Below are 22,229 nucleotides of genomic sequence, written 5' to 3' on the forward strand. Positions count from 1 at the left end.
ATGTTTAAAATAGAAATTAAAAATATAGAAGTTTATGCTTATCACGGCGTTTTACCCGAAGAAAACATCATCGGAGCCACCTATCAAATCGATGTTGCAGTGTGGACAAATGCCGAGATGGCAGCAAAAACTGATGAGGTAAAAAATACCATTAGCTATGCTGATTTGAATGCTATTATTTTAGAAGAAATGAAAATTCAAGCGAAATTATTAGAGCATTTATGTTATCGGATGGCGTGCAAAATTCATGAGGAATTTTCTTCGATTCAGAAGATTGAACTGACAGTAAGGAAGTTAGCACCGCCGATGCCTGGCAAAATGGATTATGCTGCGGTGACTTACATCAAAAATTTTTAATAGAAAAACTCCCGTTCATAAGGAACGGGAGCAAAATTCTAACACATGAGGACAAAATACTAATTCTGTGTACTTTGCTATATGTGAATCAAATGATGTGCCATAAGAGTTTAAATAAATTTAAAGGAGTAACAAACTATTGTTAAATTAAAATTCTTATTCTTTCTAAGTTTTCACTAAATTTAGAAATCTTTTAAGGCTTAAAAAAATCATTTTAGAAGCCTCATAAAATTCATTATTTTTGGTTGAAATAATAGTGTATGAAAAAAATTCATTTTATTGCCATAGGAGGAAGTGCGATGCATAATTTAGCCATTTCTCTCCACGAAAAAGGATATAAAATCACAGGTTCTGATGATTCTTTGTTTGAACCCTCAAAATCTCGCCTCGAGCAGCGCAACATTGCACCTAAAGAAATAGGCTGGTTTGAGGAAAACATTACCCCCGATTTAGATGCAGTGATTCTTGGCATGCATGCCCACGCAGATAATCCTGAGCTTCAGAGAGCTAAAGAATTAAACATTCCGATTTATTCATATCCTGAATTTCTTTATGAGCAATCCAAAAATCAGACGCGTGTAGTCATTGGCGGTTCGCACGGGAAAACAACAATCACCTCAATGATTTTGCATGTTTTGCACTACCACGAGAGGAAAGAGAATTACATGGTCGGTGCACAGCTAGAGGGATTTGATGTGATGGTTCGCCTGCAAGATGATGCCGATTTTATGATAATGGAAGGAGATGAGTACCTTTCTTCTACCATCGACAGACGACCTAAATTTCTACTTTATCAGCCCAATATTGCCTTAATTAGCGGGATAGCTTGGGATCATATAAATGTTTTCCCTACGTTTGAGAATTACGTGCAGCAATTTCGAGACTTTGTCGCTAGCATTACCAATGGCGGCATTTTGATTTACAATGCAGAGGACTTTGAAGTTCAGAAAGTGATAAATCAGAGTGAAAATCCAGTTCGTAAAATTCCATATAAAACACCAAAATATGCGGTGAAAGATGGCAAAACTTATTTGCAAACACCATTTGGTGAGATTCCATTGAAAATTTTTGGTCGGCATAATTTGAGTAATTTAGAAGGTGCTAGAACGCTGTGTAATCACCTAGGCATAATGGATGAGGATTTTTACGATGCAATTCAAAGCTTTGGCGGAGCAGCAAAAAGATTAGAGAAAATCAAAGAAGAAAACGGCAAAATCGTATTCAAAGATTATGCACATTCGCCCAGCAAAGTAAAGTCTACGGCTAAAGCTGTAAGAGAACAATTCCCCGACAAAAAAATCATTGCTTGCCAGGAATTGCATACCTACAGCTCGCTCAATCGTGATTTTATAGACCAGTACAAAAATGCGCTAGACCCAGCAGATGAAAAAATTGTTTATTATAGCGAAGATGCCTTGCGGATAAAACGCCGAGAACCCATCCCGCCAGCAGAAATCAAGCAAGCTTTTGGCGATGAAAGCATTCAAGTTTTTACTAACCCTGAAGATTTAAAAGAATATTTATTTCAGTTGAATAGAGAAGATGCTGTTCTGCTAATGATGAGCAGCGGCAACTACGGCGGGTTAGATTTGAAGAGCCTTTAGAGAAATTCAGACGCTAGAAAAAAACAAGACTTCAGGAAAACTTTGCCAAAGATTTATTTAATCCAACTTTGGCAAAGTTTTTCTTCTCCATTACTTCTATTGCTTTGTGGAATTATTTTGTGAATGCTTTGGAATAAATAGAAAATAGATCTACCCTTTACAGCCACTTCACAATCAACTAATTAGCACAAATCGCAAAATATTTACTGATGATGGCGATTAGGTTTAAAGAATCTCAGCAAGAAATCTTGGTCTTGCGGATTGTAAGCATTTAATTCAGAATCAAAGGAGAAATTATTTTTCAAAGCCTTAAATAATTCTCCAGAAATTTCTTCGCTCATCATCAATTTCAGTAGAAAATCACCATTTTTTTCTATAAAAAACGGATTATTTTCAATTTCTAAACCTTCGGGAAGATTAAAATAAAACTCTAAACCTTCTTTCTCGTTATAGAAAATTAAAAAATTACGAACTTTTTCTTTCAAATTAACTTGCTGCAACATTTGCTGAACTTGCGCTTGGTTAATCTCGTGGTGTTTTTCTACCTCAGCATAGAAATCATTGATGAAATCAATCGCTGAAGAAACATCAGCTAAATGGAAAAAGGAATGCGAAGCCTGTTGCTTAAAATAATTTTCCTCCCAAGCAAGACGATTTTTTCGATTTTCAATTTCCACTTCTGTTTCAAATAGATGTGCCGATGGAAATTGATTTCTATACGCATCAGCAATTTTTTCATCAAACGTATTGACCCAAAGAATCCCAGTGATGACATATTTCCCTTCCCAACGGCAAATCCCAGCGCTAAACAAAGCATTGGGTGGCAATTTTTTTGCCTCAGTAAAGTTATCACCCGCCAAAGTTACTATTTTGCCTGAAACTAAATGCTCTACTTTTAAATTTTTTCCGTCCAGCTCAATGAAGCGAAAAACATTCTGTTGATTTTCTGAGAGATTTTTTAAGGCTTTAGAAAATTCAGCATTTTCACCATTCATTGCGGCAGCCCACTCGCAGCTGCGCAAGCCGAGAAGTTTGGTTTTTTGATTGATGGTGTAGTAATCTCTGAAACTTTTATAACGCTGAAAACCTGCTTGCGAGGAATCTTGCATCAATGGCTGACTTTTGAAATGAAAATCAACCGCTGTATCGTATTTGAGCAAGAAACTTTTTACCAAAAGTTTATCAAAGAAATAACGTACTTCATCAAAATTATGTTCATCTTTTATACTAAAATAAGTTTTTAACGCTGTATTTTCTGGAGCAAATTCATACGATTCATCTAAGATTTCAAAAACAGCTTGAGCGATTTGAGTAAAACTTTCATTTTTGGGATTGAACAAAAAATCTTGCTTGGGTAAATTGAAAAAATACCAAACTAAAAATTGAACATCATCTAAATTTATATCATCTGCAGAATTTTCAGCTTCAAAAAAGGGTAAATTTTTACCGTAAAGATCTTGGTTTAAATTTTTAAAGCCTTTAAAAATCTCTGTTTGTGAGATAAAATCTTCAAAATAAGAAGTTAAAAAAACAGCCAAATCTCGGAGGTCTTCCGTTTCTAAATGCTCTAAAATCAAATGTTGCGAGCGGATTTCAAATAACTTTTCTTGAATTTGATTTGCCAAATTCATGTAAAAAATATCTGCTGTTCCTTCTTTCGTATAGGGCTGATATGCTAACCAATCTTTGATGTATAACTTATTCATTTTCAGGTTCTAAATATTTTTTTAAGGCTTAGATAATTTTGGATTAATCTACGATTAAAACAAAATAATTCTTCTTACCTCGCTGTAGGAGAATGTATTTCCCGTTGATTAAATTCTCTTCGCTCAAGCTAAAATCTTCTCCAACTTTATCTTTATTGACAGAAATAGAATTCTGCTCAATGGCTCGGCGCGCTTCACCTTTTGATTTTAGAAATTCAGTTTTAGTTGAAAGGATTTCTAAGAAATCATCTTGCAGTTCATTGCGAGAAATTTGACTTTGTGGGACGCCTTCAAACACGGCCAAAAAGCTTGTTTCGTCCAATTGCTTTAGGTCTGCAGAAGTTGAGTTCCCGAAGAGAATTTGGCTGGCTTTTTGAGCTTTATGGAGTTCATCTTCGCCATGCACAAGTTTTGTAACTTCTTCTGCAAGCGTTTTTTGCAAAATTCTTTTGTGTGGTTCTTCTTGGTGAGCGTTAGCTAATTTTTGAATGCTTTCTTGGTCTAAGAAAGTGTAATATTTCATGAATTTTTCGGCATCTTCATCTGCAACGTTTAGCCAAAATTGGTAGAATTTATAAACGCTTGTTTTATCAGCATCAAGCCAAATATTTCCGCCTTCAGATTTTCCAAATTTAGAACCGTCAGCCTTGGTCACGAGCGGACAAGTCAAGGCAAAAGCCTCCGTTTTACCTTCGGTCATTCGGCGGATAAGTTCGGTTCCCGTCGTCATATTCCCCCACTGGTCGCTACCGCCCATTTGCATTTTGATGCCTTTCTCTTGGTAGAGATGATAAAAATCATAGCCCTGAATCAGTTGATAGGTAAATTCGGTGAAAGACATTCCTACACCGCTATCGCTAGAGAGTCTTTTTTTTACTGAATCTTTGGACATCATATAGTTGACTGTGATTCTTTTTCCTACGTTTCGAGCAAAATCAATGAATGAAAAATCTTTCATCCAATCATAATTATTTACGAGTTCGGGTGCATTCTCTGCTGTGCTTTCAAAATTGATGAAGCGAGATAAAACGCGTTTAATCCCTGCCACATTTTTAGCTAGAGTTTCTTCGTCTAGCAGGTTTCTTTCGTCAGACTTTCCGGTGGGGTCACCAATCATGCCTGTAGCTCCGCCAACAAGTGCAACTGGCTTATGACCAGCCTGTTGAAAACGCATGAGCAAAATAATAGGAACCAAACTCCCGATGTGCAGGGAATCGGCTGTAGGGTCAAAACCAATGTATGCTTTGGTAGATTCGCTTTTGAGTTGCTCTTCTAATCCTGGGGTGCAGTCTTGAATCATTCCTCGCCAACGTAAATCTGCTAAAAAATCTTTCATGGAGTATAAGTTTAAATACTGAAAAGTACAAAAATAAGAAATTAACCCGTAGTGCATTACTAGACGAGATTTATTTTTAGCTCATTAATATTTCTTTGGAATATAAATTTATTGAGTTACTGAATTGAATGATATTCAAATAAATGTACGAATTTTTATAATTTTATGAGCAACTTTTTTATTTTGATTTTCCAAATGTACAATGGGTGAAGTTAGTCCATCTCTACGAAAATGTGTATGTATTGCTCTAATGTTTTATGAATTTACAATATTTTTTCAAAATTTTTAAAGGCTTATTAAATATTTATTATTCAAAAGAAATCGTATCATTGCTTGAGGACAAGATTTCATTTACTGACTTCTCTCTTGACTGAGTTTTCTGAGGTTGTTGATAATTTCCAATATTTCCGAAGTCATAAAATCCGCTATTTACCGAGCTACAATCCCATTTTCTCTCTATGCCCTCTGGTTTTTCAAATTTATCTTTTTGTGAAATGCCAAATTCTTTCCCTTCTTTATAGACTTTTTGCATAAAATATGCCCAAATGGGTAATGCCATTTTGGCTCCTTGTGAGTGCCAACCAGGGAAGTGAGCTGCACGGTCTTCATTCCCCACCCAAACGCCTGTAACCAAGTTTGGAGTAAGACCGATGTACCAAGAGTCTGAGCCAGCATTCGTTGTTCCAGTCTTACCACCTACTTCTCCTGTTATACCATATCTTCTCACGCCAGAAGCTGTTCCTTTTTCCACGACGCCCTCGAGTAAATCTATCATGGTAAAGGCAACTTCTTCACTTAATACTTCTCTGGTTTCTGGCTCAAAATCTTTAATGATTTTTCCATTTTTATCTTCGATAGACAGAATAAATTCTGGTTTGATGTAAATTCCTCCGTTTGCAAAGGTGCTAAAAGCTCCTACCATTTCATACAAAGTTATATCTGAGGAGCCTAGAGCTATTGTAAGATTATTGGGTATTGGAGATTTTATCCCTAAATCTTTAGCGAGTTGTATCACGGCTTCAGGCCCACTTTCTGAGATTAATCTTGCAGAAATCACGTTAACAGAATGTGCTAAGCCATCTCTCAGAGAAAGGGATCCACCATAGCGTCCATTGGCATTTTTGGGCTCCCAGTTCCCGCTTTTGAATCTCTCATTAGATACTTGATGGCAAGGTGAGTAGTTCATTTGGTGAATAGCAGTGGCATAAACAAAAGGTTTGAATGTAGAACCGACTTGTCGACGAGCTTGTTTCACATGGTCATATTTGAAATAATCCCAATCAATGCCTCCTACCCAGGCTTTGATGGTCCCGTCTTTTGGGTTCATTGCCATCAGCCCTGCTTCTATGATATGTTTATGGTAAATAATGCTATCCATCCAAGATTTATTTTTTCTATATTCTTTTCCTTCCCATGTGAAAAACTGAACAGATTCTCTTGGTTTATAAAACTCTTCACGAATTTTTTCCTCATCAATTCCTTGTGCATGCATGTTTTTATAGACTTCTGTTCGGCGCATTGCTGCTTCTAGGATTTCTTTTCGTTTGGCTGAAGAAATGTCATAAAATGGAGCTAAAGAACGTCCTTTCTGAACTTGGAAGAATAATTTTTGCTCATTGGCCAAATGTTCTTTTATTGACTGCTCGGCCATCTTTTGCATGCGAGAATCGATAGATGTATAGATTTTTAACCCATCACGGTATAAGTCATAGTGAACACCAAATTTGTCTGCAAATTTCTCAAAATAATCTTCGAGCTCCTTTCGCATCGTGTATTTAAAGTAAGCAGAGTACGTTTCTTTAATGCTACTTTTCAGCATTTTGAAGTTGATTCCTAGTGGTCTTTCACTGTATTGGGCAAACTCCTGTGGATTTAGAAAGCCATATTTCAGCATTTGTCTTAAGACTATGTTTCTTTCATTTTTAGCACGTTCAGGATGGTCTACAGGGTTATAATAAACAGGATTTTTTAGCATGGCAATTAGCATCGCAGCTTCATCCACATCTAGATCTTGAACATTTTTCTGAAAATAGGTTTGTGCCGCTGCTTCCACCCCATTGGCTCTGTAAATAAAGTCAAATTTATTGAGGTACATCGCTATAATCTCCTCTTTGGTATAGCGCTGCTCTAGCTGTGTTGCGACCACCCATTCTTTTAACTTCTGCTTTACTGCTTCTAATTTATCTTTAGAGCGTTTGATGGTAAACAGTTGCTTAGCTAATTGCTGTGTTATCGTGCTGCCTCCCCCTTGCTGTCCGCCAGCAAAAACTGCTCTCAGAACGGCTTCTCCATCGATGCCAGAATGCTCATTAAAACGCACATCTTCTCTTGCATATAAAGCCTTAACCATATGCTCTGGTATATCTTTAAAGTTAACAGGAATTCGCTGTTCTTTCTCAAATTTATCCATCAAAATACCATCTGACGAATAGATTTCTGAAGCAACATTAATATCTGGATTTTCCAGTTGCTCTACATCTGGTAACGGCCCCAGCATTCCTTCTGAAACGCTATATAGAATCCCTGCGATACCTAAAACACTGGCAATTAATAAACCCCAAAATAAGGCAATCAAACGCCAAACCCATGGATTTTTCTTCTTGGTTTTATTCTTATTATTTGTCATTTTTTTATTTCATCTATCAGTAAGCTTACACCTTCTATTCCTTTTAATTTTTCGTCTCGCATCCCATGGATTATTTGAATTTGATAATCTCCAGAGTCACGAAATGCTATGGAACTTTTATACACCAATTTATTCTGTTTCACAGCTCCCATCCCATCGCCCAGCCATTCTCCGCTAGCCTTAGCTAGTTGGTATTCTAGTGTATCTATTTTTTCTTCTCCTTTAGGGGTCTTTAGTTTTGTTAACAAATATATATTCCTATATGGATATTCATTATTATTTCTCAAAATAAAAAAGATATTATACTGATTTCTCATTTGATTCCCCAAAAATTCAAATTTGACGGTATCATTTAGCATCCATTCAGAATTAATATTTTTACTATTCTTATAGAAATTCTCCTTTTCTTCACAACTTTGGCAAGAAAAAAAACAAAAAACAAAAATTATGAAAATCAGTTTTTTAATCCTCATTTTTCTGTTTTTTAGAGTTTATTTGCTTTCCTTTTTTGGGGAAACTCTTATTTTTTCTCTTCTGATTTCTTTTCTTCTTTTTTGTTTCAAAGCGATTGAGCGAATTCTCCTGAATTATATCTTTGAAGATTGTTTCCCCCGCATTTTTATCTTTATGTAAATCTTCTAGAGGTTCTATTTTTTCCCCTTTTTTATTCCGTGAAACAAATTGATTCACCTCATCACAATCAAATTTATACCACGTTACATTATCTGATTTTATATAACTGAGCCATATTTCTTTCTTGAAAACATCTATCTTCACAATGCTTGCTTTCCCTCGCTCACTCTCAATTAGTGTTTCTGGTTTGGGGAAATCTTTTAATGCGTCTAAATAAGAATCTAATTCGTAATTTAAACAACATTTCAACTTACCACATTGTCCTGCAATTTTTTGCGGATTGATTGACAGCTGCTGGTATCTCGCTGCATTGGTGCTTACAGAGCGAAAATCTGTTAACCAAGTAGAGCAGCAAAGTTCTCGCCCACAAGAGCCTATTCCGCCTAATTTTGCGGCTTCCTGTCGGTAACCAATTTGGCGCATTTCTATTCGGCATTTGAACGCTGATGCAAAATCACGAATTAATTGACGAAAATCTACTCTATCTTCACTCGTATAGTAAAATGTAGCTTTTCCCCCATCGCCCTGATATTCCACGTCAGATATTTTCATATCCAGTCCTGTTTCTCTAGCGATTCGCCTAGCATCCAGCATCATTTGCGATTCTTTTTGGCGATTTTCTTGCCATATATCAATATCCCTTTGGTTCGCCACTCGGTAGATTTGTGCCAAACGCTCAGGTTTATTTATTTTTTTGATTCGCATTTGAATTCTAACCAGTTCCCCCTTTAGGGTAACTATGCCGATATCATGCCCAGGGTTTGTCTCCACTGCTACTACATCGCCGATCTGAAGCGGAATATTATTTTTATTATGGAAAAACTCTTTTCTCTCATTTTTAAAACGAACTTCTACATAAGGAAATTTCAAATCCTCTGTAGGCTGCTCCAAACCTGATAACCAATCAAAAACGTGCAACTTCCCACAGCCACTCGTGCCGCATTGCCCGTTGTTTTTACATCCTTTTGGTAAACCACCACTGTTCCCACATCCTGTACATCCCATACGTTATCTTAATATAGCTACAAAAATAGCAAATTATCTTACACAAAATTTCAATAAAAATTAACTGCCTAATTTACAGTGTCTCAGATGTAAATCATGTCTCTAGAATTAAAATATTTTGTTTTAATATTAAATTTACGTAACGTGAAAATTAACCCCATACTCCATTGCAGGAATTTTTTATTTCAATTCCAGCAGAATAGGGCAATGATCTGAATGCCTTACCTCAGGTAAAATAAGGCTTCTTTCTAATCTATTTTTTAAGCCTTTAGAAATCATATGGTAGTCTATTCGCCACCCTTTATTATTATTTCGAGCATTGGCACGGTAGCTCCACCAAGTGTATTGATGCGGCTCATCGCTTAGTTCTCTGAAGCTATCAAGCATCTCGCACGATTCAATAAAGTGGCTGAGCCATTCTCGTTCCATTGGCAAGAAACCTGAAACGTGTTGTAAACGCACAGGGTCATGAATATCTATTGCGTGATGACAAATATTATAATCTCCACAAATAATGAGGTGTGGGATTTCTTTCCTTAAATTTTGAATGTATTTAGAAAACTCATAGCAAAATTCCATTTTGAAGTCTAATCGATTCACATTCGTTCCACTCGGCACATATAGTGAAATAATACTAAAGTCTTCAAAATCTGCCCGAATAACTCTTCCTTCGCCATCCATTGCGTCAAAGCCCGTACCTCGCACCACGCGAAGCGGCTTTTTTTTGCTAAAAATAGCTACACCGCTATAGCCTCTTTTTATCGCAGAATTCCAATAATGGTGGTAGCCCAATTCCTCTATTTTTGCTAAATCGACCTGCTCTTCCACAGCTTTGGTTTCTTGTACACAAAAGACATCAGCATCGGTTGATTTCAGCCAATCGAGTAATCCTTTTTTCATCGCAGCACGTATTCCATTGACGTTGTAAGAGATAATCTTCACAAGTGATTTTTTTTTCAAATTTAGAAAAACAAAGCTAAAGGTTTGAATATGATTTATAGATTATTTTTTGGAAGATTTTCTAAGGCTTAAAAAATATTTAGTACTGCTTCTCTATAAAAACATTACTTTTGCCACGCATTTAAAAATAAAATATGCAAGAAATTAGAAATATAGCCATCATCGCACACGTTGACCACGGCAAAACAACTTTGGTAGACAAAATTATGCATCATTGTGAGCTTTTTAGAAACAATGAGAGTTCTGGCGAATTAATTTTAGATAACAATGATTTAGAAAGAGAGCGTGGTATTACGATCGTTTCTAAAAATGTTTCTGTCAATTATAAAGGAACGAAAATCAATATTATAGACACTCCAGGACACGCCGACTTTGGTGGAGAAGTGGAACGCGTACTCAATATGGCTGATGGCGTTTTATTACTCGTGGATGCCTTTGAGGGCCCTATGCCACAGACTCGATTTGTACTCCAAAAAGCGATTAATTTGGGGCTAAAACCCATCGTAGTGGTAAACAAAGTAGACAAAGAAAACTGTACGCCTGATGAAGTTCATGAGAAAGTTTTTGACTTGATGTTTGAATTGGGGGCTGAGGAGTGGCAACTGGACTTCCCTACTGTTTACGGCTCAGCGAAGCAAAATTGGATGAGTGAGGACTGGAAGAATCAAACGGATTCTATCGAGCCATTGCTGGATATGGTTGTGGAGCATATCCCTGCACCAAAAGTGGATGTAGAAGGATCTCCTCAAATGCTGATTACATCCTTAGATTATTCCAATTTCACTGGGCGAATTGCCATTGGGCGACTTCAGCGTGGGATTCTAAAGGAAAACATGCCAGTGTCTTTGGTCAAAAGAGATGGTAGTGTTGTAAAATCTAGAATTAAAGAATTACACATTTTTGCAGGATTGGGCCGTGTAAAAGTGGAAGACGTGCAGGCAGGCGACATCTGTGCTGTTGTGGGGTTAGAAGGTTTTGAAATAGGTGACACCATTGCCGATGCGGAAAATCCAGAAGCTTTGGAAACTATTGCAATCGATGAACCAACGATGAGTATGCTTTTCACCATCAATGACTCTCCGTTTTTTGGGAAAGAAGGTAAGTTTGTGACTTCTAGGCATATCCGTGAACGTTTGGATAAAGAGCTCGAAAAAAACTTAGCCATGCGTGTGCAGCAAACGGAAGCGGCAGATAAGTTTATCGTTTTTGGGCGGGGAGTGATGCACCTTTCAGTGCTGATTGAGACGATGCGCCGCGAGGGCTACGAATTGCAAATTGGCCAGCCACAGGTTATCATCAAAGAAATTGATGGAGTGAAATGTGAGCCGATAGAAGAGTTAACGATTGATTTACCCGAGGAAGTTTCTGGTAAAGCGGTGGAATTTGTGACTTTACGCAAAGGTGAACTTCTATCAATGGAAAATAAAGGTGAGCGTATGGTTTGTGAATTTTTAATTCCTTCTCGCGGAATCATAGGACTTCGAAATCAACTTTTGACAGCGACAGCGGGTGAGGCGATTATGGCGCACCGATTCAAGGAATATCAACCAATGAAAGGTGATGTGCCTGGACGGCAAAATGGCTCTTTGATTTCGATGGAAACAGGCGAAGCTATTCCTTATTCACTTGATAAATTACAAGATCGTGGGACATTCTTTGTAGACCCAGGAGAGAAAATTTACGAGGGTCAGGTCATTGGCGAAAATACACGTGCTGATGATATGGTGGTAAACATCACCAAAACTAAAAAGTTATCTAACGTGCGTGCTGCTGGCTCTGATGATAAAGCTAAGATTGCTCCTGCAGTGAAGTTTAGCCTAGAAGAAGCGTTAGAATACATTCAGAAGGATGAATATGTGGAGGTGACGCCTCAGTCTATTCGTCTCAGAAAAATTTTACTAACCGAAAGTGATAGAAAAAGAGCGGCTAATCCCGCGCTGAGATAAGCCCTTTAGTATTTGGGTATAATAGTCAAAAATAGTTAATAAATTAAAAAAAGGCTTGGGAAAAAAATTCTAAGCCTTATATTTTTTTATAAAAATAAAAAAAGTGCCTCAAAAATGAGACGCTTTCAATATTATTTACTCATTCCTTAGCAACACTGTTTTTCTCTACATTGTTTTATTTCTATTTCTTTTCGTAGGAACGCTTTTTTTTATCAACAAAATCAAAAAAGAGCTGCTAAATTTTATTTTTACCTTGAGCGTGCAGGTAAAGTTCAAAATTCGTGTGCCTGAAAGGCATCTACAAATATTTTTGCCACCCACCCATCTTTTCCTTTCGTCACGACAGCTATATCAAATCGATATTCCACATCCATATTATGACGGAGGATATATTCATTTGCTGCCATCGCCAGTAGTGCGCGCTTCTTTTTGTTCACACTTTCCTCAGCAAAACCATTTTGCTTACTTTGCCGAGCTTTAACTTCAACTATTGCTAAAACATTATTTTTCAAAGCAATAATATCCACTTCTGCTGGACGAAAAATCCAATTCCGCTCAAGAATTTGATAATCATTTTTTTCGTATTTTGCTGCCACGAACGCTTCCGCTTGGCGGCCAAAATCATAAGCTTCAGACATTATTTTATTTTTTTTAAGGCTTAAAAAATTTTAGAATCAATCTTTAAGGAATAACTTTTTCTACCAACCTCACCGCATTTATTACTTACTAATTATCAACAATCAATCACTATTCTTACTTTTTTTTAAGCCTTAGAAAATTTATGCAATTCCAGCACCATTTGGCACCTCATTATCAGGGTTTACAAAAATCAATTTCCCATCTTTATTTTCAGTAAACAAAAGCATACCTTGGCTGGTAATTCCTTTAATTTTTCTTGGAGCCAAATTCACCAAAACCGTACATTTTTTGCCAACCACCTCTTGCGGAGAAAAACTCTCTGCAATGCCTGAAACGATGGTTCTTACATCCAATCCTGTATCTACTTTCAGCTCCAGCAGGCGGTCAGCTTTTTCTACGGCTTTCGCTTCTAAAATAGTCCCGACGCGCAAATCTACTTTTTGAAAATCATCAAAATTAATTTCTTCTTTTTGAGCCTCGGCATTTGGATTCGTCATCTGATTATTCTTTTTAGTATTTTCTAATTTTTGTAACTGAGCTATTACCGTATCATCTTCAATTTTATCAAATAAAAGCTGAGCCTCCCCGAGCGAATGAGCTTCAGAAAAGAAACTTCTTTTTTCTTTCAACTCTTGCCATGACAAAACCTCAAGATCTAGCATCTGCAACATTTTTTCGGAAGCATTGGGCAAGAAGGGGCCAGCGCATTGTGCCAACATTGCAGCGATTTCTAGCGAAGCTGCTAAGATGTTTTTCACCTCTTCTTCGTCCGTTTTAATTTTTTTCCACGGCTCTTGACTTTGTAAGAATTGATTCCCCAAACGGGCTAAATTCATCAACTCTTTCAGCGCATTTCTAAATTCAAAATTTTCTAAGTAACGTCCTATATCTTCAGGGAAATCGTGTAAATTTTCTAACTCAGGGTAGTTTTTGGTTTTCGTAGGAACTTTGCCGTCAAAATACTTTTGAATCAAGACCATCACACGATTGAAAAAATTCCCCAAAATCCCAACTAATTCTGAATTATTTTTCAGTTGAAAATCTTTCCATGTAAAATTATTGTCTTTATTCTCAGGTAAATTTGCTGTCAAAACATAACGTAAGACATCTTGTTTCCCAGGGAGGTCTTCTACAAATTCATGTGCCCAAACTGCCCAGTTGCGAGAGGTTGAAATCTTATCATTCTCTAAATTCAAAAATTCATTCGCAGGCACATTCGTTGGTAAAATGTATTCACCATGAGCCTTGAGCATCACTGGGAAAATGATGCAATGAAACACAATATTATCTTTCCCGATAAAGTGAATCAATTCAGTTTCATTGCTTTGCCAATATTTTTTCCAATCTTTCCCGTGCTCGTCTGCCCATTTTTGGGTAGCGCTGATGTAGCCAATCGGCGCATCAAACCACACGTAGAGGACTTTGCCTGCGCCTTCATCTAAAGGGACTGGAATCCCCCAGTCTAAATCACGTGTCATCGCGCGTGGCTTTAGCCCGTCGTCTAGCCATGATTTCACTTGCCCCGTCACGTTTGCTTTCCAATCATTTGAATGATTTTCTAAAACCCATTCTCTTAAAAAACTTTCATATTCATTGAGTGGCAAATACCAGTTTTTAGTCAGTCTTTTTTGTGGTTTTGCTCCACTGAGAGCTGATTTAGGATTGATTAACTCTTCTGGGCTCAGTGTACTTCCGCATTTCTCGCACTGGTCGCCATATGCGTTCTCGTTGCCACAGTTGGGGCATTGACCTATGATATACCTATCGGCTAAGAATTCACCTGCTTCTTCGTCATAAAACTGCTCGGTTTGTTTTTCTAAAAAAACATTATTTTTATTTAGCCTTAAAAAAAAATCTTGTGCATTTTGATGATGATGTGCACTGGAAGTTCTGTCATAAATATTGAAAGAAATCTCCAACTTCTCAAAAGTTGATTTAATGAGTTCATGGTAACGATTGACTACTTCTTGCACGCTGACTCCTTCTTTTTTAGCGCGTATCGTCACAGGAACGCCGTGCTCATCTGACCCGCAAACGAACAACACTTCTTTTCCGTTTCTTCTTAAATACCTGACGTAAATGTCTGCTGGAATATAAACTCCCGCTAAGTGGCCAATATGAATGGGCCCGTTGGCGTAGGGTAACGCCGCCGTGACTGTATAAGTTTTTGACATGCCAATAAATTATTGAGTTTACAAAGATATAAGCTTTAATTTTTTTTAACTAATGCTCCCTAAATTTATCAAAGCTTCTCCATTATTTACCACAGCCTGCTTGTTTAAGCCAATAATGAAGCCGTCTTCCTCTGCCACAACTTTCTCTATGAAATCCCCGTATGGACTCGTAATATAGCCCAAAGATTGATTTTTGTTCACAAAATCGCCTTCGTGAATCTCTGCAATCCACATTCCCGATGCTGGCGCTCGGTACCAGCTTCTATTCGTCAATGTTTTTGACTGATGTTTGATTTTTGGTGCTTGGGGAATCATTTGATTTTCGTACAGAAAATGTTGTGCACACATTACGCCCTCTTCTATCGCATGGTATGAAAACCGTAAACTCTCGCCCCCTTCATAAACAATAATCTTTTTGCCTAAATCGTAAGCCGCCTGCCGAAATGAACGATGAATCAAACTAGAATTGACCAAAAAGGGTGCGTGCGTTTTTTGAGCCAAATCCAAAACATTTGTATCGCTAAAGTCACCTCTCACTTGCGGATAATTTGCCCTTTGGTCGCCCCCCGTGTGGAAGTCTATCCCAAAATCAATGAGAGGTAAAATATGGTGCATGATATTCCAAGCTACTTTAGATGCCAATGAGCCATCTTTAAACCCAGGGAAGGAACGATTAACATCTTTGCCATCTGGCACATTCCTAGAAAAATGCAAAAATCCGTAGACATTGATAATCGGAATACAAATCGTGGTGCCTCTCTCTACAAAATTTAAATTACAATCTAATATGCGGCGAATAATCTCAACGCCATTAATTTCATCACCGTGCATTCCAGCTGAAAATAAAACACAAGGCCCTGGCTGGTGCGACCGATAAATAAATACTGGTATATCGATCTCTGTGCGGGTAGGCAGATTAGCAACCTTTAGGTAAACAACGCTTTCTTTGCCTTTTGGAATTTCTGTTTCTAAAACTTTCATAACCTTTCCCTTAGGGTCTGTTTCAATGCTGTTTAGCGTATTTTTTTGATTAAAATTTAAACAAGTCAACCTTTGTACTTGTTTTTTCTATAGTTTTCTTTCGAAACTTGATATTCAATAAACTGAATCATTTCTTCTGCAATATTTCTACCCGTAGCAGCTTCGATGCCTTCTAAACCTGGCGAAGAATTAACTTCCAAAATCAGAGGCCCCCGACTTGACCGAATAAGGTCAACGCCAGCTATTTGCAACCCCAAGGCTCGGCACGCTCGCAGAGCTTGCGTTTCTTCTTTGTAAGATAAAGCCACTTGAGAGCCCATACCTCCTCGGTGAATATTGGAGCGGAAATCACCCTCTTTGCCCTCTCTCTTCATGGTTGCGATGACTTTATTGCCAGCCACTATTATACGAATATCACTACCTTTAGCCTCTTTGATGTACTCTTGAATCAGAAACTTTGCCTTCAAACTATGTAAGGCTTCCAGCACAGAAACAGCTGCCATTTTAGAGTCTAAAAGCATCACGCCGAGGCCTTGCGTTCCCTCCAGCACCTTCACCACAATAGGGTAGCCCCCTATTAATTCCAAAATCTCCTCGGTTTCGATGCCTGCCTCGCTACTGTAATAGAATGTGCGAGGAAAATCTATCCCTTCGCGCGATAGAAGCTGCATCGTCCTTAGCTTGTCTCGGCTTCTCAGCAGCGCGTTGCTTCCAAGTGTAGTGAATGTATTCATCATTTCAAATTGACGTATCACCGCAGACCCATAGTGCGTTATAGTACTGCCAATGCGTGGCAAAACGGCGTCTACTTTCTCCAGTTTCTCGCCATAAACCAAAATCTGCGGGTTATTTTTCCTCATGACCATTTTACATTGCAAAGGGTCTATAACTTCTACATCGTGATTTCGGTACTCCGCTTCTTCTAGAAGACGTGCCGTAGAATAAATAAATTCGCTGCGCGAAAGAATGATTAATTTCATGAATTTGATGGCTATTTTTGGCCTGAAATAAGAATAGTTATTTTAGGTCTTGCATAGATAAGAATTTTTTAAAGCTTTAGAAAAATCTTGATGAAAAAATTTTTTAAGCCTTAAAAAAAATTGTGTTTTTCATTTAAATTTGTAATTTTACGGCCTAAAATCGTTTTAAGATGGATCAGTTTCTAGGCTTTTTATTCTTTTTAGCCACCGCAATGGCGGGATTTTGGTGTTTAACTTTTTTAATCTCCATTTTGCCTTATTGGCTGCCTTTTGGTATTGCAGAGCGTTTTGAAAGAATTAATAAAGATAGCAACCCCGACGAAATAAGACGCAAAAAGTTTAGCGAGCAGCCTGATGTTGAAATTTTATACGAAAAAAAATAAGCCTTAAAAAAATATAATTTAATAAAGCACAGCGTAGTAGCTGTGTTTTTTTATATTAAAGAAATGATAAGGCACGTAAATTGCTCTTGATTTTTCCATGAAATTTTTTATTCTGAGCTTTAGTTTTCTATTCCTATACTCTTGCGCAGGTATGAAAAACGCAAAAGAGAATCAACGTGAGCAAAAAACATTACATTTAGAACCTGATGAAGACGGGGAGTATGATGTAATTGTTTTAGACCCCAGCTATGGTGTTTTTTTAAATACTAGAGCTTTGCCCATGAATTATTATTCAGAAGAATTTTTACACTCCAAAAACATTCGCTTGGTTAATGAATGGAACTACCGTCATTCACAACCGATGAGGTTTAATCCCAATGTTTATGAGGTTCATATTGACTATCGCCCGTCGATAAAATACGGATTGGAGTTTGAGTGGAAACTTTTCAATTTCTTTATGTTTATAGAATCACAGACGGGTGAAGATTTAGACGGCCACCGCACTTATGCAAGATAAAGTTTTTATATCTTTGATTTATGATTCAGAATGAGAATTTGCAAGATTTGAAAGAGCGTGTAGAGAATCTCCACCATTATTTAGAAATCGAACAGAAAAAAATTGAAATTACTAATGACGAGGAAAAGGCAGCTTCGCCAGCGTTTTGGGATGACCCAAAAGCTGCTCAACTTCATCTAAAACAGCTCCAAACCAAGAAAAATTGGGTTCAAGACTTTGAGCAAGTTCAAAGGGCAACCAATGATTTGGATGTTTTGTATGAATTTTATAAAGAAATGGGAGAGGGTTCTGAAGAAGAAATTGATGAGCAGTACCAAAAAGCAACCGATTTGCTAGAGAAAATTGAGTTTAGAAATATGCTGTCTGAGGAGGGAGATGAGATGAGTGCTGTTCTACAAATCACAGCTGGTGCTGGCGGTACTGAGAGTTGCGACTGGGCTAGTATGCTGATGCGTATGTACCTTATGTGGGCAGAAAAAAATGGCTACAAAGTTAAAGAACTCAATTACCAAGATGGTGATGTGGCTGGCGTGAAAACTGTGACTTTAGAAATCGAAGGGGAGTTTGCTTTTGGCTATTTAAAAGGTGAAAACGGTGTGCATCGCTTGGTGCGAATATCTCCGTTTGACTCCAATGCCAAAAGACACACGAGCTTTGTTTCAGTCTACGTTTACCCTTTGGTGGATGATACGATAGAAATTGAAGTGAATCCCAATGATATTGAAATGCAGACATCTCGTTCTGGCGGCGCTGGTGGACAGAACGTCAATAAGGTGGAAACTAAAGTCCAGTTGACACACAAGCCTACAGGCATCGTTGTGGTGTGTCAGGTAGAAAGGTCTCAGTTAGCCAACCGAGAGAGAGCTATGCAAATGCTAAAATCAGAGCTTTATAAAATCGAATTGGAAAAAAGAATGGCGGCTCGTAGTGAGATTGAAGCGAACAAAAAAAGCATCGAATGGGGTAGCCAAATTAGAAATTACGTGATGCATCCGTACAAACTAGTAAAAGATGTGCGCACAGGTGAAGAAACATCTGATGTGGATGGTGTAATGAACGGGAGTATTGATGATTTTCTAAAGGCTTATTTAATGTTCATGGGACAAAAAGAAGAATCAGATAGCTTATAAAGCCGCTGTGCATTTAAATCAAGTTTGCTTTAACATTATTGATAAGTTTTTTAAAAGACAAATTTAGCCAAGCTATTGAATTTTTATAAGCCTTATAAAATTTTTAGCCAAAAATTTTGTTTTCTAATTCAGTGTTTCAAAATAATTTTGCATGAAATCACTCGTATATTTAATTTATTGAAAATCAAATTGATAATATTCATTATTGCAATTCCATGAGTAAGTTTTCCATTTTATTTTCCAAATGCATAAGGGGCAGTTTATAAATAATTAATTACATTCGTAGCTTGAGCTATCACATTCGTTATGAGAATAATCATTGCCGGTGCTGGTGAAGTTGGGTTTCACATTGCTAAATTATTAGCCAATGAGTCTCAAGATATTGTAGTTATAGATACAGATAAAGAAAAACTGCAAAAAATCGAAGGATTACTTGACGTTATGACTTATCGTGGAGATGCCGCTTCTTTTCAGCTGATGGAAGAAATAAATATAGAAGAAGCTGATATCTTTATCGCTGTAACACAACTGCAAAATACTAATTTAATGGCATCGCTTATCGCCAAAAAGTTGGGGGCAAAAAAGGTTGTCGCTCGTGTAACTAATCCTGAATTTTTGGAGCGAAAAAATACGTTAAACCTACAGCGAGCGGGTATAGATATGCTCATTTCGCCTGAAGAGTTAGCGGCCAATGAGATTGCTAATTTAATTGAGGAATCTGTCTTCAATGAGATGCATTCTTTTGGTAGTGGTGCATTGAATTTATTTGGCGTTTTTTTAGAAAGAAAATCTAAGTTCATAGACCATAGTGTGAGGGGTATTGCCCAGCGATTTGGAGATAGGATTAACTTTATTCCCATTTTTATCATTCGTTCTAATGATGGTGAAACAAAAAGTATTATCCCGCGGGGAGACACTGTTTACAGAGAAGGCGACCATGTTTACTTTATAGCCCTAGAAGACGCCCGCAATAGTATTTATGAATATCTGGGGAAAAAAAATGAAGATCTTTCAGACGTTATGATTTTGGGCGGTGGGCGAATAGGGAAAAAAACAGTCCAAATTCTACGCCAGCACAAGCATAATATCAAAATCATCGAACGAGATTTTGCTAAAGCTGAAGATTTAGCGGATCAGTTTGACGATGTGCTAATCATTCACGGTGATGGGCGAGATACAGACCTTCTAGAAGAAGAAGGCATTTCTGAACTGGATGCCTTTGTGGCCGTTACGGGAAGGTCAGAAACCAATATCATGGCTTGTCTGATGGCAAAATCTAAAGGTGTAAAAAAAACCATCGCTTTGGTAGAAAACACCGAGTATCTACATTTGGGGCAAGATATTGGCATTGATGGATTTATCAATAAAAAACTAATGGCCGCCAATTCGGTATTTAAACATGTAAGAAAAGGAAAAGTACTGGATGTGATGAATATTTTTGATTTCCCCGCCGAAGTTTTAGAGTTTCGCGTAAAAGAAAATTCAAAAATTGCTAACAAAACTATACAGGAGGTAAACTTCCCAAGAGAAGCAATTATTGGAGGCATTATTAGAAAATTTCAAGGGATTATTCCTCAAAAAGACTTTGTCATCCTTCCGCACGACCGTGTGGTGATCTTCTCAAGATTAGAAGCCATCAAAAAAGTTGAATATCTCTTTTCTTAGATCTACTATGCCTTTTTTCAAAAAAATAAATTTCCCCATTATCTTCAGAATGCTAGGCATTCTCTTGATTGTCAATGCTCTTTTTATGCTAAGCTGCGTTCCAGTCAATTTGTACTATAATGAGGCTAGCTTCAAAGGGATGCTTTCTGCGGCATTGATTACGGGTTTGCTTGGCTGTGCTACATTTTTTACTTTTAAAAATGCTAAAAAAGATATCGGAAAGAGAGAAGGTTACTTGATTGTAAGTTTAGGTTGGGTAACGATGGCTTTATTTGGCACGCTACCTTACTTATTGAGTGCTGAGTTTTTATCTACCCAAGTTTTAGAAATTAACACGATCAACTTGACCAATGCTTTTTTTGAGGTAATGTCAGGCTATTCCACGACTGGTGCCAGTACTTTGAATGATATTGAAATCATGCCCAAGGGTCTTTTGCTATGGCGAAGCATGACACATTGGCTCGGTGGAATGGGAATCATCGTTCTCACCTTGGCAATTTTACCCCTACTTGGCATCGGTGGAATGCAGCTTTTTATCGCTGAAGCACCTGGAATAACGGCCGATAAAATTCACCCTCGCATTACCGATACAGCTAAGCGTTTGTGGTTACTATATGTTATCTTAACCTGCCTACAGATTGTTTTGCTTTTTGCTGCAGGCATGAATCTTTTTGATGCAGTCAACCATTCTTTTTCCACGATTGCATCGGGAGGTTTCTCTACTAAAAATGCTAGTATCGCTTATTGGAATCACCTTCCACTTATTCAATATATCATCTGTGTATTCATGTTTTTTTCAGGCATGAATTTCATTTTAATTTATTTCCTCTTTAAAAGAAAATTCAAAAAAATATTCAGTGACGCTGAATTTTTACACTATAGCGGCATTGTCATAATACTCACTATTATTTCAACTTTAATTGTTCATTATTACACCGATTTAGAATTAACTTCTGTTGTTCATCCTGGAGTCAATATCGATGAGTACGGGAACAAAATTTTTGGCTGGGAACCCTCTTTTCGTCACTCTTTATTCACCATATTATCCATCATTACCACCACAGGATTTGTCTCAGCAGATTTCACACAGTGGGCGCCTTTCCTCACGGCAGTTTACTTTACACTAATGTTTGTTGGGGGATCAGCTGGTTCCACTTCAGGAGGCGTAAAAATTATCCGCCACATTATTCTTATCAAAAATAGTTGGTATGAATTTAAACGCTTAGTTCATCCCCATGCCATAATCCCAGTTCGGTTGGGCGGGAAAACTCTAGATAAGAAAGTCATTTTCCATGTCATGGCTTTTTTCATTGCCTATATTGTCATTTTTATGGCAGCTACAATTATTTTAACCTTTATTGATTTTACCGACGAAAATATTTCAAATGAATTTTTCTCATCAATGGGAGTTGCGGCCAGCACGCTTGGTAATGTGGGCCCAGGGCTGGGGAAGTATAGCCCTGTTAACAATTTTTCTGAAATGTCTGCCATCGGCAAGTGGTTTTGCAGTTTTTTAATGCTCATTGGGCGATTAGAAATTTTCACTATATTGATTTTATTTACACCTTTTTTCTGGAAAAAATAATC

At 37.4% G+C, this 22,229-nt stretch carries 18 protein-coding genes; 8 read left to right on the forward strand and 10 right to left on the reverse strand.

What is annotated here, in order from left to right:
• Positions 1-357 (forward strand): dihydroneopterin aldolase, encoded by a 357-nt coding sequence (gene folB, locus QOX03_RS00155; RefSeq protein WP_119057281.1) that lies wholly within the window; start codon positions 1-3, stop codon positions 355-357.
• Positions 358-617: 260 nt separating this feature from the next.
• On the forward strand, positions 618-1,961 hold the full coding sequence (locus QOX03_RS00160) for a UDP-N-acetylmuramate--L-alanine ligase (protein ID WP_119058869.1): 1,344 nt from the start codon (positions 618-620) through the stop codon (positions 1,959-1,961).
• A 203-nt stretch (positions 1,962-2,164) separates the two neighbouring features.
• On the opposite strand, the gene QOX03_RS00165 is transcribed toward QOX03_RS00160, so the two are convergent.
• The 6 genes from QOX03_RS00165 to QOX03_RS00190 all read right to left on the reverse strand — a co-directional run bounded on the left by QOX03_RS00165 (position 2,165) and on the right by QOX03_RS00190 (position 10,209).
• A complete protein-coding gene (locus QOX03_RS00165) occupies positions 2,165-3,667 on the reverse strand; it encodes a DUF3843 family protein (RefSeq protein ID WP_283670997.1) in 1,503 nt (500 codons plus the stop codon).
• Positions 3,668-3,710: 43 nt separating this feature from the next.
• A complete protein-coding gene (tyrS, locus tag QOX03_RS00170) occupies positions 3,711-5,003 on the reverse strand; it encodes a tyrosine--tRNA ligase (protein ID WP_283670998.1) in 1,293 nt (430 codons plus the stop codon).
• A gap of 307 nt (positions 5,004-5,310) precedes the next feature.
• A complete protein-coding gene (locus tag QOX03_RS00175) occupies positions 5,311-7,629 on the reverse strand; it encodes a penicillin-binding protein 1A (RefSeq protein WP_283670999.1) in 2,319 nt (772 codons plus the stop codon).
• Entirely contained in the window at positions 7,626-8,102 is a 477-nt protein-coding gene (locus QOX03_RS00180; RefSeq protein ID WP_283671000.1) for a gliding motility lipoprotein GldH, read from the reverse strand. The genes QOX03_RS00175 and QOX03_RS00180 overlap by 4 nt, the downstream gene beginning before the upstream one ends.
• Positions 8,092-9,267, reverse strand: coding sequence for a PSP1 domain-containing protein (locus QOX03_RS00185; RefSeq protein ID WP_283671001.1), 1,176 nt, complete (start codon positions 9,265-9,267; stop codon positions 8,092-8,094). The genes QOX03_RS00180 and QOX03_RS00185 overlap by 11 nt, the downstream gene beginning before the upstream one ends.
• 180 nt (positions 9,268-9,447) lie before the next feature.
• The gene (locus QOX03_RS00190) at positions 9,448-10,209 is read right to left on the reverse strand and encodes an exodeoxyribonuclease III (RefSeq protein WP_283671002.1); all 762 of its coding nucleotides are present in this window, start codon (positions 10,207-10,209) and stop codon (positions 9,448-9,450) included.
• Between the two features lie 152 nt (positions 10,210-10,361).
• Between QOX03_RS00190 and typA the strand changes: the two genes are divergently transcribed.
• Positions 10,362-12,173 carry a translational GTPase TypA gene (gene typA / locus QOX03_RS00195; protein WP_283671003.1) on the forward strand — a complete coding sequence of 604 codons (1,812 nt, stop codon included), beginning with the start codon at positions 10,362-10,364 and terminating at the stop codon, positions 12,171-12,173.
• Between the two features lie 272 nt (positions 12,174-12,445).
• Here typA and QOX03_RS00200 read toward each other — a convergent pair whose 3' ends face one another.
• The 4 genes from QOX03_RS00200 to rimK form a co-directional block, all read right to left on the reverse strand.
• Positions 12,446-12,811, reverse strand: a complete 366-nt coding sequence (locus QOX03_RS00200; RefSeq protein ID WP_283671004.1) for a YraN family protein — start codon at positions 12,809-12,811, stop codon at positions 12,446-12,448.
• Between the two features lie 141 nt (positions 12,812-12,952).
• Positions 12,953-14,986 (reverse strand): methionine--tRNA ligase, encoded by a 2,034-nt coding sequence (gene metG / locus QOX03_RS00205; RefSeq protein ID WP_283671005.1) that lies wholly within the window; start codon positions 14,984-14,986, stop codon positions 12,953-12,955.
• A 45-nt stretch (positions 14,987-15,031) separates the two neighbouring features.
• Positions 15,032-15,967, reverse strand: coding sequence for a succinylglutamate desuccinylase/aspartoacylase family protein (locus QOX03_RS00210; RefSeq protein WP_119057270.1), 936 nt, complete (start codon positions 15,965-15,967; stop codon positions 15,032-15,034).
• 65 nt (positions 15,968-16,032) lie between these two features.
• The gene (rimK, locus tag QOX03_RS00215; protein ID WP_119057269.1) at positions 16,033-16,947 is read right to left on the reverse strand and encodes a 30S ribosomal protein S6--L-glutamate ligase; all 915 of its coding nucleotides are present in this window, start codon (positions 16,945-16,947) and stop codon (positions 16,033-16,035) included.
• 170 nt (positions 16,948-17,117) lie between these two features.
• Between rimK and QOX03_RS00220 the strand changes: the two genes are divergently transcribed.
• The 5 genes from QOX03_RS00220 (at position 17,118) to QOX03_RS00240 (ending at position 22,227) form a co-directional block, all read left to right on the forward strand.
• Positions 17,118-17,330: a hypothetical protein gene (locus QOX03_RS00220; RefSeq protein WP_119057268.1), complete on the forward strand. Its 213-nt coding sequence runs from the start codon at positions 17,118-17,120 to the stop codon at positions 17,328-17,330.
• Between the two features lie 97 nt (positions 17,331-17,427).
• Positions 17,428-17,847: a DUF6146 family protein gene (locus tag QOX03_RS00225; protein WP_283671006.1), complete on the forward strand. Its 420-nt coding sequence runs from the start codon at positions 17,428-17,430 to the stop codon at positions 17,845-17,847.
• Positions 17,848-17,867: 20 nt separating this feature from the next.
• Positions 17,868-18,977, forward strand: coding sequence for a peptide chain release factor 2 (prfB, locus tag QOX03_RS00230; RefSeq protein WP_283671007.1), 1,110 nt, complete (start codon positions 17,868-17,870; stop codon positions 18,975-18,977).
• Between the two features lie 306 nt (positions 18,978-19,283).
• Positions 19,284-20,642 (forward strand): Trk system potassium transporter TrkA, encoded by a 1,359-nt coding sequence (gene trkA / locus QOX03_RS00235; protein WP_283671008.1) that lies wholly within the window; start codon positions 19,284-19,286, stop codon positions 20,640-20,642.
• A 49-nt stretch (positions 20,643-20,691) separates the two neighbouring features.
• On the forward strand, positions 20,692-22,227 hold the full coding sequence (locus QOX03_RS00240) for a TrkH family potassium uptake protein (RefSeq protein WP_283671009.1): 1,536 nt from the start codon (positions 20,692-20,694) through the stop codon (positions 22,225-22,227).
• Positions 22,228-22,229 lie beyond the last annotated feature (2 nt).

The sequence above is a fragment of the Candidatus Ornithobacterium hominis genome, from assembly GCF_951229915.1.
Taxonomy (GTDB): Bacteria; Bacteroidota; Bacteroidia; order Flavobacteriales; family Weeksellaceae; genus Ornithobacterium; species Ornithobacterium hominis.